Source organism: Streptomyces roseicoloratus (genome assembly GCF_004117935.1).
Taxonomy (GTDB): domain Bacteria; phylum Actinomycetota; class Actinomycetes; order Streptomycetales; family Streptomycetaceae; genus Streptomyces; species Streptomyces roseicoloratus.
The window spans coordinates 69294-85914 of record NZ_SDOY01000108.1 but is presented as its reverse complement, the minus strand read 5'-3'; the positions used below and the strand labels follow the sequence as shown (position 1 = coordinate 85914).

The window sequence follows — 16621 nt, the reverse complement described above, 5'->3', positions numbered from 1 at the left end:
GCTACTTCGCCTCGGCGTCGTGCTCGTGAACCTGCGCGGCGATGACAGCTGCCTGGACACGGCGCTCCACGCCCAGCTTGCCCAGCAGGCGCGAGATGTGGTTCTTGACCGTCTTCTCCGACAGATACAGCCGCTTCGCGATCTGCCGGTTGGTGAGCCCTTCGCCGATCAGCTCCAGCACGGAACGCTCTCGCTCGGACAGCGCCGCGAGACGTTCGTCCTCCGCTGGCTTCGCCGCCTCGGGATCCCGCAGCGAGTGCATCAGCCGTGCAGTGGTGGCCGGATCGAGCATCGACTGGCCGGTGGCCACGGTCCGCACCGCCGAGATGAGATCGGACCCCTTGATCTGCTTGAGGACGTACCCCGCTGCCCCGGCCATGATCGCGTCAAGGAGCGCGTCCTCGTCGTCGAACGACGTCAGCATCAGACAGGCCAGGTCCGGCATGCGCGAGCGAAGCTCCCGGCACACCGAGATCCCGTCGCCGTCGGGCAGGCGCACGTCGAGCACGGCCACGTCGGGTCGCAGAGCCGGCCCTCTGGCCAGCGCCTGGTCCGCGGTCGACGCCTCCCCGACCACGTCCATGTCGGGCTCATCGTCGATCAGGTCGCGCAGGCCCCGCCGGACGACCTCGTGGTCATCCACGAGGAAGACCCGCGTGGGCGTCGTGTCGGCTGCCGGCAGATCGGTCATGGCGACCCCTGTGGTCGTTAGGTGTCCAACCGCCCCCACAAGGATTGTCCGTCATGCAGCGTCTTCATGGGCACCGAGATCCATGCGGACGTCGACGACCCCCTCCACAGCCCGGATCGCACGGGCGAGCAGGGGAACCAGTGCCCGATCCGGCAGCTCACCACGCAGGGTGGCCACCCCCTCCACGACGGTGACGTCCAGCCTGGTGAGAGCAGACCCACCGAGCACCGAACGGCGGATCTCCGCCTCGATCTCGTCATCGTTCCGCAGGAACACCTTGAGTAGATCGCTCCGGCTGACGACTCCCTCCAGCATCCCGATCTCATTGACGACCGGAAGTCGCTTCACCTTCCGCCGGGCCATGATGCGCGCCGCCTCGGCGAGCGTGGCGTCCGCGTGCACGGTGACGGCCGGACTCGACATGAGCTCACCGGCGCGTACGGCCCTGGCCTTGGCGGCCTCGGCAAAATCCTCCGGGCGTGGTTCTTCGCCCCGGAACTCCTCCTTCGGCAGGAGGTCAGCCTCCGAGACGACCCCGATGACACGGCCCTCCCCTTCCAGGACCGGGAGAGCGCTCACCTTCCACTGGTCCATAAGGGCGACGATCTCCTTGTAGGGCGCGTCCCGGCCGATCGCCACGGCGGTGTGGGTCATGACGTCGCTGACGGTGTAGCTCGAGACAGGCGGAGTGCGCATCGGAGAGCCTCCTCAGGTATCCACTCCTAGTCTCGGTCCGCGCCCCTCGCGGGGCGAGGGCCAGATGGCCCTCGCCCAGACCCGCTCGGCTCATGCGGTGCTGAGTCATGTCATATGCCTCCCGAAGGTGCAAGGGCGTTGCAAGTGGGGATAACGGGGTGAGAAGGAGGAACTACCGGTGAACCAGAAGACTTTGGGGCAACTGCTCGAGTGTGCTCGCCACGCCATCGAGGTGACCGATGACGAACTCGACGAGGCCAAACGACGAAGACGGCTCCTCGCCGGCGCCATGCGCCGAGCCTTCCCGGGCTCGACTATCTACTTCAACGGGAGCGTCGCTCACGGCGACGCCAACACGCCACTTACCGACGTCGACCTCGGTGCGAAGCTGTCCAGCGAGGACGCCGATGGCTACGGGCCTGGTCAGAGTGACGCTTTGCCTCTCATGGAGCGCGCCCGTCAGGCCATCAGGGAGGACCTCTCCGAGGAGTTCAAGAAGCTGACCGTCACGGTCGAAGGCAGACGCCGGGCCGTGCTGGTCCGCTTCGGCGAGCCCGTCACGCTCGGGCAGCCCGACTTCACGGCCGATGTGATGACGGCGATCCCGCACTCTTCGGGCAAGGGTCTGTACATCCCTAACATGGAGATATCCGCCCGGTGGGACCGGGCGGATCCTCTCACGCACACCCGACTCGTGCTGGACGCGCTGGACAAGACCGACCGTGTGTTCGCACGTGCCGTGCGACTGCTCAAACACTGGAACAAGACACACAGCAAGCCGCTCTGCTCGTGGAACATCAAGGCGCTCGCACTCGACTGCATCGACGAGCCGATGCCGCTGATCGACGCTCTCTCGACCTTCTTCACGCACGCGTACGACGCGCTGGGGGACGGGCCGACCCCGGATCCGGCTGGCGTCGCGGGCCCGATCCCGCTCAACATGCCCATGGCCGAGGCCCGTCGGCGCCTTCGCACGGCCAGGGATGACGTGGCCCTCGCCAAAGAGCATGAGTCCGAGGGGAGGCCGCTCAGCGCTCAACACGCCCTCAGCCGTGTTTTGCCCGACATCGTCCCTGATGTGGACGCCACGGACGAAGAACAGGCCCGGCTCCGCCTCTCCGCCATCGGCATGACGGGCTTCGGACCGGGACTCGTCGCCCCCAGTGTGACGCCCACCCGTGCTTGGGCTCCTTGAAATGGGTTTCTGGTACGGCCTGCAGCCCGTTTGGTGGGCTCCGCTCGAGAGGGACGCCAAGCGCAGATTCGGCCATGACCTGACGCACCGATACAAACCCGGCTGTCTGACCTACCGCCTTCAAGGTCTTGACGTCATTGGCGAACCGGAGCCCCTCACGGTGACCATCCGCTTCTTCGCGGAGCCGCCGTACGGCACATACGGCCAGCTCCCGCAGGACTTCCCTCGCGTTCACGCCAAGCCCGGAGCTCCGTCGAAGCACCGCTACGACACGGACGATGCGCTCTGCCTCTGGTACCCGTACGATCCCCAGGAGCGCCGGTGGACCAGCGAGAAGGGCCTCCTCGACCTTATTGAAATCGTGCGCAGGCACCTGTTCCTCGAGCACTACTGGCGTCGCACGGGCGGACACGACAGGGGCGAGTGGATCGTCGAAGACGCACCGCACGGCATACCGGGGGGTGGCTCGTGGGTCCGATCCGGATCGTCTCGGCCGCGGCGCAGGCGAGTGGCTGGTCGTGGGCGCAGACCACTGCTCTGATCGTCCCGGTCGTCGCGCTGGTGGGCGTGTACGCCACCTATGCGCTCAACCAGCGGGCGGCCCGCCGGGAGCGCCGGGCCAAGACCTTCGCCGAAGCGCTGACGGCGGTCGAGGAATACCTTGAGATGCCGTACCGCATTCGACGACGCCACAACTCCCCGGAGGCACGCCGGGACCTCACCGATCAGGTCAGCTCCCTGCTCGCTCGCATGGCCTTCCACCACGCCTGGCTCCAGATCGAGGCCTCCGCGGTCGCCGAACCGTACGCCGCGTTCGTCTCGGCGGCCCGAGCCGAGGCCGGAGTCCACATGAGCGAGGCGTGGCGGCAGGCGCCCATTGAAGCGGACGGCGGCATGAATCTCGGACAGGCATACGCCCGAGACCAGTCGACGGCGGCCCGAGCCGCCTGCATCGACGCCATGCGGGCGAACCTGTGACTCAGCGCGCCGGGACCGGCTGTGCCGTCAAGGGTGCTGTTCGTGCTCTACGCCGAGAGGCATTGGCAGCAGGGCCCGTGGAGCCGCACTGGAGCCGAGCTTGCGCGGGCAACGGATTGCTCGTTGTGGGGCGACACGCCTCGTGACCTGCGCTGCACCAAAGTGCCAACTATCTCTCTGATTCCGCCCCTCCAGTCGCTGACGCTAGTTGGCACGAGTGCAGGTCACGAACGTTGCCCGGTGCCAACTAGCAATCCTGGTCACACGGGTTGCGACGGCGGACTCAGCGCGCCGGACCCCGACGGACCGGCGACGTCGGCGGTGCCGGGGCCGCGAACGGTGCCGGGGCCGCGAACGGTGCCGGGTCCGCGAGCGAACCCGGCCACGCGACGTCGTCGATGGCGAGCCACGGCGCAGCGGCGACGGCGGTGGGCGTCACCCCGGTGAACGCCTTGACCTCGCGGTGGAGGTGGGCCTGGTCCACGTAGCCGCTTTCGGCCGCCACCCGGGCGGCGGCGTTGCCCGCCGCGAGGAGACGGGCGGCGTGATCGAAGCGCACCAGCCGGGCGGCGTGCTTGGGCGTCAGGCCGATCTGGGACCGGAAGCGGGACCACAGGCGCTTGCGGCTCCATCCCACCTCGCTCGCAAGGCTGTCGACGCGCACCCGTCCCCGGCTGGTGCGCATCAGCCACCAGGCGGCGGTGACCTCCGGATCGAGCGACGGGCCGGCGCCCGCCCGCCGGCCGAGGGCATCCGCTGCGATCGTGAACCGCTCGTCCCACGACGCGGCGGCCCGCAGCCTTTCCTCGGTTCTCCCGGCATCGCGGCCCCAGACGTCCTCCCAGGAGACCACCGTCCCGCTGAGGTCGGCCGACGCTCCGAACACCGCGACCGCCAGGACCGGCGACAACCGGATCTGGAGGCACTCGATCCCCCCTGCCGCCCCGCCCCCGAGCCGAAGGCCGCCCGGCGCCAGCCCGACGACCGTGCTCCCGCGTTCGCGTCGGCCGTCGGCGTCGTGGACGAGGCCGTTTCCGTCGCTCAGGTCCACGAACAGAGTCACCGAGGGGTGCGCGACCATGGCGATGCTCAGGTCCGCCGGAGCACCTTGGCGGAACCCGGCCATGCCGACCCCCGGCAGCCGACCCGGCTGCCGGGGCACGACGACCTCCACCGACGCCCGGTCGAGTGGTGATGCGGAAGACCTCACGCCACCAGGCTAGGGCGTGTGCCGCAAGTCCCGCCTGCCCTTCGGGCAGACGACGCTCCTTTCGACACACGCCCGAGGCGATCGGCGTCAGCGGACCGTCGCCGCGAACCCGAGCAGCAACTCGCCGGTCGCCTGCGGCACTTCGAGCATGGGGAAGTGCCCGACGCCGGGCAACCGCTCGACGCGCGCGTTCGGCACCGTGTCGTACTGGTGCGCCGAGGACGGATCCCAGCGGGGGTCCGCAGCGCCGAAGACCACCAGGACCGGGACGTCGAGCGCGGTCAGGCGCGCGGGTACGCTCCGCTCGGCGATGTACGCGGTGTTGTGGCGCAGCACCGTCCTGAACGTGCGGTAACCGATGCCCCGTACGTCGGCGACCAGGTCGTCCGGGACGTCGACCGGGCGGTGGCACACAGCGGTCACGCCTCGGCGGAGCATCGCGTCGGAACGGACTCTCCAGAGCAGCGGGCCGAGCGGCGGACCGATCAGGGCCCGAAGGACGACGGGCTGCGGAAGGAGCGCGTCGGGACTCGGGCCACTGCTGATCAGGGCGAGCGAACCCACCAGGTCCGGGCGCTGCTCGGCGAGGGCGGTGGCGACGTACCCGCCGCTGGAGTGCCCGGCCACGGTCACCGGACGGAGGCCGAGCTCGTCGAGTACCGCGGCCAGCCTGGCAGCCTGCTCGGGCACGTCGTACGACGGCGCGGGCGGGGACTGACCGTGGCCCGGGAGGTCGATCCGGATGACGTGGTACCGGCCGGCCAGGGCCGGCACGACCGGGCCCCAGGAGCCGGCGGAGGCCCCCGACCCGTGGATGAGCACGAGCGGCGGTGCCTCCCGCGGGCCGTCGTGGGTCACGTGCATCCCGTGGACGTGCTTGTTGTCGTGGATAGCCATACCCGGGAGGGTGCCGGGCCCGCCGGCCCTCGGTCTTGTACAAATGTCGTCACCGGGCCGAAGGCTGCCGGGCGCCGCCGACGGGCCCGGCGCGGACCGCACCGCCCGTGCGAGGTCGTCGGCGGCGGCGCGTGAGCGTCCCCGGACCGGGACCCGCGGGCATACGGCAGACTGACGCGGTTCCCTCACGACACCCCTACGCCTCAGTTCCAAGGAGCCGTGCCCTTGAGCGCCGGCATCCCCGGACAGATAGACCTCGCGGGGCCGGTGGGCAAACTGCTCCACCGGCGCCGGCTGCACAACGCGACGGTCATGCAGTCCTTCGCCGTCGACCCCGTCACCGGCGACGTCTACGTGCTCCAGGTCATGGAGGGCGGCATCCGGCTCGGCGACGAGGCCGCCGCCGTCGACTACGCCACCCGCAAGGCACACGGTGACCTGTGCCTCACCCGCCTCGACCGGACCGGAACCCTCCGCGGCCACATGTACCTGCGCGGATTCGGACACGGCGTCAACCTCGGAGTGGAGAACCGCGCCGGCCGGATCTGGCTGTGGACCGAGGCCGCGTCCACGCCCAACAGCAGGAACGAGGGCTACGGCACCGCCGTCGTCAGCTTCACCTACGCCGACGGCGACGTCGTCGACTCCGGCACGGCCCGCCACACCGCCTACACCCCGGACCCCGCGGCCCGCTTCCTCACCCCCACCGTCGACCACGGCGCCAAGGAGCTCGTCCTGCGCTACAGCCTCGGCGGCGTCACCACCTTCGCCCGGTACGACCTGGCCAAGGCGGCCGCCGGCGACTGGCAGGTCATCCAGCGGATCACCCCCGCCGTCCCCGCCGCCGGCACCGACTTCCAGGGCTACGCCTCCCACGCCGGCGTGCTCTACACGCTGAAGGGCCAGAGCCTCGACGCCGCACCCCTCCCCGGCAACACGTACATCACCGCCTTCGCCTGGGCCACCGGAGCGCAGCTCGACCACCGGCACATCACCGCGGGCCCCGGCCTGGTGTGGCGCGAGGCGGAAGGCATGGCCGTCTCCGTCCGCGACGGCGTCCCGCACCTGCACTTCGGCTTCGCCTGCGAGGACCCCGGACCGCGCACCTGCACCGTCCTGTCCCTCTCCGGCGCGCCCGAGACCGACGGCGTCAAGGTCCTCACCGACTGGCAGCCGCTGGCCCTCGCCGCCGGAGTGACGGCCTACCAGCACGCGCCGCAGGGACGGCTCGTCAGCCTGGCCGGCACCACGACCCTCCAGCTCGGCGGCGGCGTCCAGGGGCCCTTCACCACCGACACGGTCATCGGCACCCTGCCCGACTCCCTCGTCCCGAGCGTCACCGCCCGCGCCACCGTGCCGGCCGGCGGCCCGCCCGGCGGCCCCACGGTGGCCCGCGTCGAAGTCGGCACCGACCGCGCCGTCAGGCTCTACGGCGCACGCTCCACCGCGCCCCTCGCCTGGGCCCAGCTCGACAACGTCACCGCCGTCTGGCGTTAGGGCGTGTGGCGAAAGTCCCGTCCGCCCGGCGGCGCCCGGCACGCACGCCAGGCCGCTTCCGTGCTGCCCGGGTCCGCGACGCAGATCCGGAAGAGACGACCCACCCCTCCGGCCCTTCACCCAAGGAGTCCCATGTCGTACGACCGCCGCGGCGTCCTCGGCGCCGCCCTCGCCCTGCCCGCCGCCCTGACCGCCGGCGCCCTGGCCAACGCCGCTCCGGCCGCCGCCGACCCCGGCACCGTCGACGCCGGAGCCTGGACCCCGCTCGTCCTGGAGCCCGGGGTCACCCCGAACGCGGCCGCCGTCCCCGAGGTGCGGCTCGTCACCCTCGCCGGCACCACCTTCCTCCAGGCCCGCGGCCTGATCACCTGCAACCTCGTCGCCGACACCCGGATCGGCCGCCTCCCCGACGGCTTCGCCGCCCCCACGGCGTACGTGCGCACCGCCGCGCCCCGCAACAACAGCCAGGGCATCAACGCCTGTCGCGTCGAGATCAACCCGGCCGGCTCGGTGACGGTCTTCGGCGCCAACTCCGGCAACCCGATCACCTGGGTCCAGTTCGACTCGGTCCAGACGATCTGGCGCTAGGTGTGTGTCGAAAGGAGCGTCGTCTGCCCCCCTCGGGCTCTCGCTCTCCGCCCCGTTCCCGAGCGCGCCCCGCCCGTCCTAGCCTGAAGCCATGCATTCCGGCCCGAGCACGCCGCCCGCGCCCGAGCCGGGGCTCTTCGGTCCCGGGTCCGTCACCTGGCAGCTCCACGGCGACCCCGTCATGTGGATCGGCGGGGTGCGCGCCCTCTACCTCCAGGCGCTGCATCCCGCCGCCGTCCGCGGAGTCATGGCCAACAGCGACTTCCGCAAGGACGCCTGGGGCCGCCTTCTGCGCACCGCGAGCTTCGTCGGCACCCTCAGCTACGACACCACCGCGGCCGCCGAGGCCGCCGGCGCCCGGGTGCGCAAGATCCACCGGCTGCTCGGCGTCGACGACCCCGAGCTCCTCCTCTGGGTGCACTGCGCCGAGATCGACTCGTACCTCCACGTCGTCCGCCGCTCCGGCATCCCGCTGACCGACGCCCAGGCCGACCGCTACGTCGACGAACAGCGCGTCTCCGCCCGGCTCGTCGGCCTCGACCCCGACCGGGTGCCGGCCGGCACCGCCGCCCTCGCCCGCTACTTCCGGGAGATCCGCCCGCGGCTCGCCGCCGGGCAGGACGCCTGCACCGTGGACGACTTCCTGCGCCGGCCGCCCGCCCCGGCGGTCCTGCGACCCGCGCGCGAGGTGATCTGGCGGCGCGTGGCCGCCCTCGCGTACGACTCCCTGCCTCCGTACGCCCATGAGCTGTACGGACGGCCCGCGCCGCCCGCCGAGACCGTCACCCGCCGGCTCACCGCCACCGCCAATCTGCTGCGCTGCGTCCCCGACCGGCTCCGCTGGCGGCTGCCCCCGCGGCACATCCTGCGGGCGACGGAGCGGCTCGGCGCACAGACCCGACCCGCGCCGTACAGTCTGCGCGAGCAGGCAGCCATACTGGACGGGCCGGGGAGGGAGCGGCACCACGACGGGGCAGACGGGGGCGACAGCACGCGATGGCGGACACGGACACCAGGCTGATCCAGGGCCGGTACCGGCTGCACGAGGTGATCGGCCGCGGCGGCATGGGCGAGGTGTGGCGCGCCACCGACGAGTCGCTCGGCCGGCGCGTCGCCGTCAAGTGCCTCCGGCCGCTCGGCCAGCAGCGCAGCCCCGACAACCTGGCCGTACTCCGCGAACGCTTCCGCCGCGAGGCCCGGGTCGCCGCCGCGCTCCAGCACCGCGGCATCACCGTCGTGCACGACTTCGGCGAGTCCGACGGCGTGCTCTTCCTCGTCATGGAACTCCTCGAAGGGCGCAACCTCAGCCAGCTGCTCGGCGACAACCGCAAGCAGCCGCTCCCCGTCGACCAGGTCGTCGACATCGCCGAGCAGGTCGCCGACGCCCTCGCCTACACCCACCGCCAGGGCGTGGTGCACCGCGACCTCAAGCCCGCGAACATCGTGCGGCTCGGCGAGGGCGGCAGCGTGAAGATCTGCGACTTCGGCATAGCGCGGCTCGGCGCCGACATCGGCTTCACGTCACGGCTCACCGGCACGGGCATCGCCATGGGCACCCCGCACTACATGAGTCCCGAGCAGATCGGCGGCGGCGAGGTCGACCACCGCAGCGACCTGTACTCGCTCGGCTGCGTCCTCTACGAGATCGCCACCGGTGTGCCGCCCTTCGACCTCGACGACACCTGGGCCATCCTCATCGGCCACCGCGACACCGTGCCCGCCCCGCTGCGCAGCCACCGCCCCGAACTCCCCGGCTACCTGGACCTCCTGGTCCTCGACCTGCTCGCCAAGACGCCCGACGGCCGGCCGGACGACGCGGCGGAACTGTGCGACCGGCTCGCCGCCGGCCGCACCAGCGGTGCCTGGACCCTGCCGCCGCCGGCGCCGCCCGCGCTGCCGGGCTGGGCCGCCGCCCTGGGCCGGGGCCGCCCGGCCGCCACCACCCTCGCCGGTCGGGCCGCTCCCGTCCACGAGGCGACCGCCGCCCTGACCGAGGCGCTGACCGTCACGTGGACCTCCGCCGTGACGTCCGTTCCCGCCGACCCGGCGGCCGGCGGCCCGCACCCGAACGGGCACCCTTCCGCCGCTGCCGGCGCGGGCCCGCGGGCGGAACTCGTCGCCGTGCTCGCCGGACGGCACCGCGCCGGGCTCGGCCTCGGGCGGCTCGGCCGCTGGCACGAGGCCGTCGACCTGCTCGACACCGTCGTCCGGGACCGCGCCCACGTCCTCGGCGCCGACCACCCCGACACCCTCGCCAGCGGCTACGAGCTCGGCTTCGCCCTCGCCCGGCTCGGCCGCCCGGCCGAGGCCCTGCACCGGTTCGGCGCGGTCGCCGACGGCCGGGCCCGCGCACTGGGCCCCGACCATCCCGACACCCTCGCCGCCCGGCAGGAGACCGCCTACGTCCTCGGCGGCCTCGGCCGGCACGCCGAGGCCTGCCGGGTGTACGAGACGGTGCTCGCCGCCCGGGAACGCACCATGGGCGCCGAGCACCCGGACACCCTCCGCTGCCGCCACAACCTCGCCCACACCCTCGGCCGGGTCGGCCGCGTCCCCGAGGCGTACGCGACCGCCCGCGAGGTCGCCGACGCCCGCGCCCGGCTGCTCGGCGCGCACCACCCGGACACCCTGGCGACCCGCCACGAGGTCGGCCACGCCCTCGGCGGCCTCGGCCGCTGGGCGGACGCGCTCACCGAGTACCGCCAGGTCGCGGAGGCGCGCGCCGGCGTCCTCGGTGCCGACCATCCCGACACCCTCGCCGCCCGCCACGAGGCCGGAATCTGCCTCGGCCGGCTGGGCCGCGCCGAGGAGGCCGCCGCGCTCTACCGCGAGCTCGTCGCCGCCCGCACCCGGACCGCGGGACCCGAGGACCCGGAGACGCTGCGGGCCCGCCACGGCCTGGGCGTCAACCTGGGACGGCTCGGCCGCTGGGACGAGGCCCTTACCGAGGCCCGAGCGGTGTGCGCCGCGCGCCTGCGCGTACTGGGCCCCGACCACCCCGACACGCTCGCCAGCCGCCGCGAGACCGCCATCGCGCTCGGCTGGCTTGGCCGCTGGGCGGAGTCCCTCGCCGAACACCGCGTGGTGACCGAGGCGCGCACCCGCCTCCTCGGCCCCGACCACCCGGACACCCGCGCGGCCCGCACGGACGAGACCCACTGCCGGGACCGCCTGCGCGGCACCTCGTAAGCGCCGGCCCGGCCCGGTCCCCCGAGGGTCCCGGTCACTGCCCCACACCGGTACCCACCGCAACACCGGTACCCACCGCAACGCCCGTACCCACCGCAACGCCCGTACGCACGGCACCTGGTAGGACCGCCCGCGAGGTGTTAGCAAGAGGCATGACCGAACCCGCACCCGCCTCCGCCCCCGCCTCCGCCTCCGCGTCCGGATCCGCTTCGGCACCCGCGCCCGCACCCGCGCCGGTCTCGGCGCGGACCCCCGCGTCCGCCCCGTACGGCTCCTACGACGCCGTCGTCGTCGGCGGCGGGCACAACGGCCTCGTCGCCGCCGCCTACCTCGCCCGGGCCGGGCGCCGGGTCCTCGTCCTCGAGCGGCTCGGGAACACCGGCGGTGCGGCCGTCTCCACCCGGCCGTTCCCCGGGGTCGACGTCCGGCTCTCCCGCTACTCGTACCTCGTGTCGCTGCTCCCCGACAAGATCGTCCGCGACCTCGGACTGCGCTTCGCGGTGCGGAAGCGTTCCGTGTCCTCGTACACCCCGTACGCCGACTCCGGACTCCTCGTCGGCGGCGGCGAGGACCGTACCCGCGCCTCCTTCGCCGCGCTCACCGGCTCCGACCGCGAGTACGAGGCGTGGCAGACCTTCTACGGCCGCACCGCTCGCGCCGCCCGCCGGATCTTCCCCACGCTCACCGAGCCGCTGCCGAGCCGCGAGGGCCTGCGCGCCCTGGTCGACGACGACGAGACCTGGGACATGCTCTTCGAGCAGCCCATCGGCGTGGCCGTGGAGAAGCACTTCGCCGACGACCTGGTGCGCGGCGTCGTCCTCACCGACGCCCTCATCGGCACGTTCGCCGATGCCCACGATCCCTCGCTGCTGCAGAACCGCTGCTTCCTCTACCACGTGATCGGCGGCGGCACCGGCGACTGGGACGTGCCCGTCGGCGGCATGGGCGCCCTCACCGACGCCCTCGCGGACGCGGCCCGCGCCGCCGGAGCCACGGTCCTCACCGGTCACGAGGTCACCCGGATCGAGACCGACGGCACCCGGGCCGAGGTCGCCTACCGCACGGCCGACGGCGAAGGAGTCGTCGGAGCGGGACACGTCCTGGTCAACGCCTCGCCCCAGGCGCTCGCCGGCCTCCTCGGCGAACCGGCCCCGGCACCCGCCGAAGGCGCCCAGCTCAAGGTCAACATGGTGCTCACCCGGCTGCCCAGGCTCCGGGACCGCGCCGTCGACCCGCGCGAGGCCTTCGCCGGCACCTTCCACATCGCCGAGGGATACGGGCAGCTGGCCGCCGCCCACGCCGAGGCCGCGGCCGGACGCCTGCCCTCCGCGCCGCCTTCGGAGATCTACTGCCACACCCTGACCGACCCGAGCATCCTCGGCCCGGAGGCCGCCGCCCGCGGCTACCACACCCTCACCCTGTTCGGACTGCACGCGCCCGCCCGGCTGTTCGCCGCCGACCCCGACGGCGCCCGCGACGCGCTCCTCGAGGCGACGCTCGACCAGCTCGACGCCTGCCTCGACGAGCCCATCGCCGACTGCCTGGCCCGGGACGCCGACGGCAGGCCCTGCGTCGAGGCCAAGTCACCGCTCGACCTCGAACGCGACCTGCGGCTGCCCGGCGGCCACATCTTCCACCGGGACCTCTCCTTCCCGTACGGCGAAGGGCCGGGCGGGAGCTGGGGCGTCGAGACCTCGCGGCCCAACGTCCTGCTGTGCGGCGCGGGCGCCGTACGCGGCGGCGGAGTGAGCGGAGTGCCCGGCCACAACGCGGCCATGGCGGTGCTCGAACGGCTCGCGGGTTGACGCCCGCGGCCTTCCGGCCAGGGGCGTGAAGCTGATCTGCGAGTGCGCTTAAGAAAACCTCGATGGACCATGGGCCTCGACGCACGGAAGACTTCCTTCCAAGGATCTTGGGCCCGTCCGCGCGCCCGGAACCGGTACATCACAGGACGCGCACGTCGGGAGCCGTGACATTGAAGGCACTGGTCAAGCACAAGGCGGAGCCGGGACTCTGGCTGACGGACGTTCCCGAGCCGGAGACCGGTCCCGGTGACGTCCTGATCAAGGTCAAGCGCACCGGCATCTGCGGCACCGACCTGCACATCCGTTCCTGGGACGGCTGGGCGCAGAAGACCATCGCCACCCCGCTGACCCTCGGCCACGAGTTCGTCGGCGAGGTCGTCGAGACCGGCCGTGACGTCGCCGACATCGCGGTCGGCGACCTGGTCAGCGGGGAGGGCCACCTGGTGTGCGGCAAGTGCCGCAACTGCCTGGCCGGCCGCCGTCACCTGTGCCGCGCCACCGTCGGCCTCGGCGTGGGCCGCGACGGCGCCTTCGCCGAGTACGTCGTGCTGCCCGCCTCCAACGTCTGGGTGCACCGGGTCCCGGTCGACCTCGACGTCGCCGCGATCTTCGACCCGTTCGGCAACGCCGTGCACACCGCCCTGTCCTTCCCGCTGGTCGGCGAGGACGTGCTGGTCACCGGCGCGGGCCCGATCGGCATCATGGCCGCCGCCGTCGCCAAGCACGCCGGTGCCCGCCACGTCGTCGTCACCGACGTCAGCGAGGAGCGCCTGGAGCTCGCCCGCAAGATCGGCGTCTCGCTCGCGCTGAACGTCGCGGACGGCACCATCGCCGAAGGCCAGCGGACCCTCGGCCTCAAGGAGGGCTTCGACGTCGGCCTCGAGATGTCCGGCAACCCGCACGCGATGCGCGACATGGTCGCCAACATGACCAACGGCGGCAAGATCGCCATGCTCGGCCTGCCCAGCGAGGACTTCTCCGTCGACTGGGCGAAGATCGTCACCTCGATGATCACCATCAAGGGCATCTACGGCCGCGAGATGTTCGAGACCTGGTACGCCATGTCCGTGCTCCTGGAGGGCGGACTCGACCTGTCGCCCGTGATCACCGGCCGCTACGACTACCGCGACTTCGAGGCCGCCTTCGACGACGCCGCCTCCGGCAAGGGCGGCAAGGTCATCCTCGACTGGACCGCCTGATCCCTCCGGATCGTTCCGAACCGCAGGCCCGACCTCAGGCCGAACCTCAGGAGCTTCCCTTCATGTTCGATTCCGTACGCGACGACATCCGCGCCACCCTCGACGAGATCCGCGAGGCCGGGCTCCACAAGCCCGAGCGCGTCATCGGCACGCCGCAGTCCGCCACCGTCAACGTCACCGCCGGCGGCCGCCCCGGCGAGGTGCTGAACTTCTGCGCCAACAACTACCTCGGCCTCGCCGACCACCCCGAGGTCGTCGCCGCCGCCCACGAGGCGCTCGACCGCTGGGGCTACGGCATGGCCTCGGTCCGCTTCATCTGCGGCACCCAGGAGGTCCACAAGGAGCTCGAGGCGCGCCTCTCGCGCTTCCTCGGCCAGGAGGACACGATCCTCTACTCCTCCTGCTTCGACGCCAACGGCGGCGTGTTCGAGACCCTCCTCGGCGCCGAGGACGCGGTCATCTCCGACGCCCTCAACCACGCCTCCATCATCGACGGCATCCGCCTGTCCAAGGCCCGTCGCTTCCGCTACGCCAACCGCGACATGGCCGACCTGGAGCAGCAGCTCAAGGAGGCCACCGAGGGCGGTGCACGGCGCAAGCTGATCGTCACCGACGGCGTCTTCTCCATGGACGGCTACGTCGCACCGCTCGACGAGGTCTGCGACCTGGCCGAGCGCTACGACGCCATGGTCATGGTCGACGACTCGCACGCCGTCGGATTCGTCGGCCCCGGCGGCCGCGGCACCCCCGAGCTGCACGGTGTCATGGACCGCGTCGACATCGTCACCGGCACCCTCGGCAAGGCCCTCGGCGGCGCCTCCGGCGGCTACGTCGCGGCCCGCGCCGAGATCGTCGCCCTGCTGCGCCAGCGCTCCCGCCCGTACCTCTTCTCGAACACCCTCGCCCCGGTCATCGCCGCCGCCTCCCTCAAGGTCCTCGACCTGCTGGAGTCCGCGGGCGACCTGCGCGAGCACCTCAACGCCAACACGGCGCTGTTCCGCTCCCGCATGACCGAGGCCGGCTTCGACATCCTTCCCGGCGACCACGCGATCGCCCCCGTGATGATCGGCGACGCCGCCGAGGCGGGCCGGATGGCCGAGCTGCTCCTGGAGCGCGGCGTGTACGTGATCGGCTTCTCGTACCCGGTCGTGCCGCAGGGCCAGGCCCGCATCCGCGTGCAGCTGTCCGCCGCCCACTCCACGGAGGACGTCAACCGGGCCGTCGACGCGTTCGTCGACGCGCGCGCCGCCCTGCGGGCCGAGCAGCCCTCCTGAGGGCGCGTAGGCGGAGCAGGCGGGCGGGGCCTGCGACACTAGGGGCATGATCGAGGCGCGGCGGCTGCACATCCTCCGGGCGGTGGCCGACCACCGTACGGTGACGGCGGCTGCCGCCGCGCTCTACCTCACCCCCTCCGCCGTCTCCCAGCAGCTCGCCGCCCTGGAGCAGGAGACCGGTCACCGCCTGGTGGAGCGGAACGCGCGGGGCGCCCGGCTCACCCCGGCCGGCGAGATCCTGCTGAGCCACGCCAACGCCGTCCTGGCGCAGCTGGAGCGGGCCGAGGCCGAGCTCGCCGCGTACGGATCGGGCGAGGCCGGCACCGTCACGGTGGCCTCCTTCGCCACCGGCATCGGCCTGGTCGTCGCCCCGGCCATCGGCTCCCTCGCCCGCACGGCGCCCGGCATCCGCGTCCGCGTCCAGGACGCGGAGGGCGACGAGAGCCTGCTCATGGTCCTGGACCGGCAGGTCGACGTCGCCGTGGCCGTCGAGTACCGCGGCGCCCCCGGCGAGGACGACGCCCGGCTCACCCGGGTCCCGCTGTACGCGGAGCCGTTCGACGCCGTCCTGCCGCCGGACCACGCCCTCGCCGGCCGCGAGCGGATCGCCCTCGCCGACCTCGCCAAGGACCCCTGGACCGGCCAGTCCGCCGGCAACCCGTGCCACGACGTCACCGTCCTCGCCTGCGAGTACGCCGGCTTCGCGCCGCGCATGGAGCACGTCTCCGACGACTTCCGCGCCGTCGTCGCCCTGGCCGGGGCCGGTGCGGGCGTGGCCCTGGTGCCCCGCTCGGCCCTGCGCGGCACCGACCTCACCGGTGTGGTCGTCCGCCCGGTCGACGGGGTCGCCCCCACCCGGCGCGTCTTCGCCGCGGTACGGCGGGGAGCGGAGGACCATCCGCTGATCCGCCCGGTCCTGGACGCCCTGGGCGACGCGGCCCGGCCGGATGCCGGGCACACCTCCTAGGAGAAGGACGGCAGGAGCATGTGGCCACGGGTGGACGGCATGCGCGGGCTGGAGCTGGGCACGCCCGGCGAGCTGCGCGCCTCGCTGAACGCGCTGGTGCTGGACGGACGGAAGACCGCTACCACCGGCCTGCTGGCCGAGTACGTGGAGGAGACCGAGGGCATGGAGTTCCCCGGCGAGCGCCTGGCGCTTCTCGGGGACGACGGGCGCCGGGTCGCCACGATCGAGATCACCGGCGTGGAGACCGTGCCCTTCCGGGACGTCACCTGGGAGCACGCCGCCGCCGAAGGCGAGGGCGACCGCTCGCTGGAGGAATGGCGCGAGGGCCACCGTCGCTTCTGGGAGGACATCGGCACTCCCGTGGACGAGGGCACCCCGCTGGTGTGCCTGCGCTTCCGGGTCGTCGAACGCCCCTGACGCGCCGAGAGCGAAGCC

15 protein-coding genes are annotated in these 16621 nt (G+C 72.7%); 11 read left to right on the top strand and 4 right to left on the bottom strand.

Going from position 1 to position 16621, the window contains the following annotated elements:
• Position 1: 1 nt before the first annotated feature.
• The gene (locus tag ESG85_RS12305; RefSeq protein WP_128978414.1) at positions 2–691 is read right to left on the bottom strand and encodes a response regulator; all 690 of its coding nucleotides are present in this window, start codon (positions 689–691) and stop codon (positions 2–4) included.
• Positions 692–742: 51 nt separating this feature from the next.
• Complete coding sequence (locus ESG85_RS12300) at positions 743–1345, bottom strand: CBS domain-containing protein (protein WP_128978412.1); 603 nt, start codon at positions 1343–1345, stop codon at positions 743–745.
• A gap of 220 nt (positions 1346–1565) precedes the next feature.
• On the opposite strand from ESG85_RS12300, the gene ESG85_RS12295 reads away from it, so the two are divergent.
• The gene (locus tag ESG85_RS12295) at positions 1566–2582 is read left to right on the top strand and encodes a nucleotidyltransferase (RefSeq protein ID WP_128978410.1); all 1017 of its coding nucleotides are present in this window, start codon (positions 1566–1568) and stop codon (positions 2580–2582) included.
• 468 nt (positions 2583–3050) lie between these two features.
• On the top strand, positions 3051–3560 hold the full coding sequence (locus ESG85_RS12285) for a hypothetical protein (RefSeq protein ID WP_246094954.1): 510 nt from the start codon (positions 3051–3053) through the stop codon (positions 3558–3560).
• Positions 3561–3843: 283 nt separating this feature from the next.
• Here ESG85_RS12285 and ESG85_RS12280 read toward each other — a convergent pair whose 3' ends face one another.
• Together ESG85_RS12280 and ESG85_RS12275 are read right to left on the bottom strand one after the other, a co-directional pair.
• Positions 3844–4770: a helix-turn-helix domain-containing protein gene (locus tag ESG85_RS12280; RefSeq protein WP_246094953.1), complete on the bottom strand. Its 927-nt coding sequence runs from the start codon at positions 4768–4770 to the stop codon at positions 3844–3846.
• Between the two features lie 87 nt (positions 4771–4857).
• The gene (locus ESG85_RS12275) at positions 4858–5667 is read right to left on the bottom strand and encodes an alpha/beta fold hydrolase (protein WP_128978408.1); all 810 of its coding nucleotides are present in this window, start codon (positions 5665–5667) and stop codon (positions 4858–4860) included.
• A 225-nt stretch (positions 5668–5892) separates the two neighbouring features.
• On the opposite strand from ESG85_RS12275, the gene ESG85_RS12270 reads away from it, so the two are divergent.
• From ESG85_RS12270 to ESG85_RS12230, 9 genes are all read left to right on the top strand, one after another.
• A complete protein-coding gene (locus tag ESG85_RS12270) occupies positions 5893–7164 on the top strand; it encodes a phage baseplate protein (RefSeq protein WP_128978406.1) in 1272 nt (423 codons plus the stop codon).
• A 132-nt stretch (positions 7165–7296) separates the two neighbouring features.
• Entirely contained in the window at positions 7297–7752 is a 456-nt protein-coding gene (locus ESG85_RS12265; RefSeq protein WP_128978404.1) for a hypothetical protein, read from the top strand.
• 91 nt (positions 7753–7843) lie between these two features.
• The gene (locus tag ESG85_RS12260) at positions 7844–8773 is read left to right on the top strand and encodes an oxygenase MpaB family protein (protein ID WP_128978402.1); all 930 of its coding nucleotides are present in this window, start codon (positions 7844–7846) and stop codon (positions 8771–8773) included.
• Entirely contained in the window at positions 8749–10941 is a 2193-nt protein-coding gene (locus ESG85_RS12255; protein WP_128978400.1) for a serine/threonine-protein kinase, read from the top strand. Before ESG85_RS12260 ends, ESG85_RS12255 begins: the two co-directional genes overlap by 25 nt.
• Before the next feature lie 152 nt (positions 10942–11093).
• Positions 11094–12746, top strand: coding sequence for a phytoene desaturase family protein (locus tag ESG85_RS12250; RefSeq protein WP_128978512.1), 1653 nt, complete (start codon positions 11094–11096; stop codon positions 12744–12746).
• Positions 12747–12916: 170 nt separating this feature from the next.
• Positions 12917–13945, top strand: a complete 1029-nt coding sequence (gene tdh / locus ESG85_RS12245) for an L-threonine 3-dehydrogenase (RefSeq protein ID WP_128978510.1) — start codon at positions 12917–12919, stop codon at positions 13943–13945.
• 62 nt (positions 13946–14007) lie between these two features.
• Positions 14008–15219 (top strand): glycine C-acetyltransferase, encoded by a 1212-nt coding sequence (locus ESG85_RS12240; RefSeq protein ID WP_128978398.1) that lies wholly within the window; start codon positions 14008–14010, stop codon positions 15217–15219.
• A gap of 46 nt (positions 15220–15265) precedes the next feature.
• Positions 15266–16186, top strand: a complete 921-nt coding sequence (locus tag ESG85_RS12235) for a LysR family transcriptional regulator (protein WP_128978396.1) — start codon at positions 15266–15268, stop codon at positions 16184–16186.
• Positions 16187–16204: 18 nt separating this feature from the next.
• Positions 16205–16603 (top strand): ASCH domain-containing protein, encoded by a 399-nt coding sequence (locus ESG85_RS12230; protein WP_128978394.1) that lies wholly within the window; start codon positions 16205–16207, stop codon positions 16601–16603.
• Positions 16604–16621 lie beyond the last annotated feature (18 nt).

Excerpts from the sequence above, each read along its gene's own strand:
- ESG85_RS12305 (WP_128978414.1), bottom strand. The coding sequence starts at position 691 with ATGACCGATCTGCCGGCAGCCGACACGACGCCCACGCGGGTCTTCCTC.
- ESG85_RS12300 (WP_128978412.1), bottom strand. The coding sequence starts at position 1,345 with ATGACCCACACCGCCGTGGCGATCGGCCGGGACGCGCCCTACAAGGAG.
- ESG85_RS12275 (WP_128978408.1), bottom strand. The coding sequence starts at position 5,667 with ATGGCTATCCACGACAACAAGCACGTCCACGGGATGCACGTGACCCAC.
- ESG85_RS12265 (WP_128978404.1), top strand. The coding sequence starts at position 7,297 with ATGTCGTACGACCGCCGCGGCGTCCTCGGCGCCGCCCTCGCCCTGCCC.
- ESG85_RS12260 (WP_128978402.1), top strand. The coding sequence starts at position 7,844 with ATGCATTCCGGCCCGAGCACGCCGCCCGCGCCCGAGCCGGGGCTCTTC.
- ESG85_RS12255 (WP_128978400.1), top strand. The coding sequence starts at position 8,749 with ATGGCGGACACGGACACCAGGCTGATCCAGGGCCGGTACCGGCTGCAC.
- ESG85_RS12250 (WP_128978512.1), top strand. The coding sequence starts at position 11,094 with ATGACCGAACCCGCACCCGCCTCCGCCCCCGCCTCCGCCTCCGCGTCC.
- ESG85_RS12240 (WP_128978398.1), top strand. The coding sequence starts at position 14,008 with ATGTTCGATTCCGTACGCGACGACATCCGCGCCACCCTCGACGAGATC.
- ESG85_RS12235 (WP_128978396.1), top strand. The coding sequence starts at position 15,266 with ATGATCGAGGCGCGGCGGCTGCACATCCTCCGGGCGGTGGCCGACCAC.
- ESG85_RS12230 (WP_128978394.1), top strand. The coding sequence starts at position 16,205 with ATGTGGCCACGGGTGGACGGCATGCGCGGGCTGGAGCTGGGCACGCCC.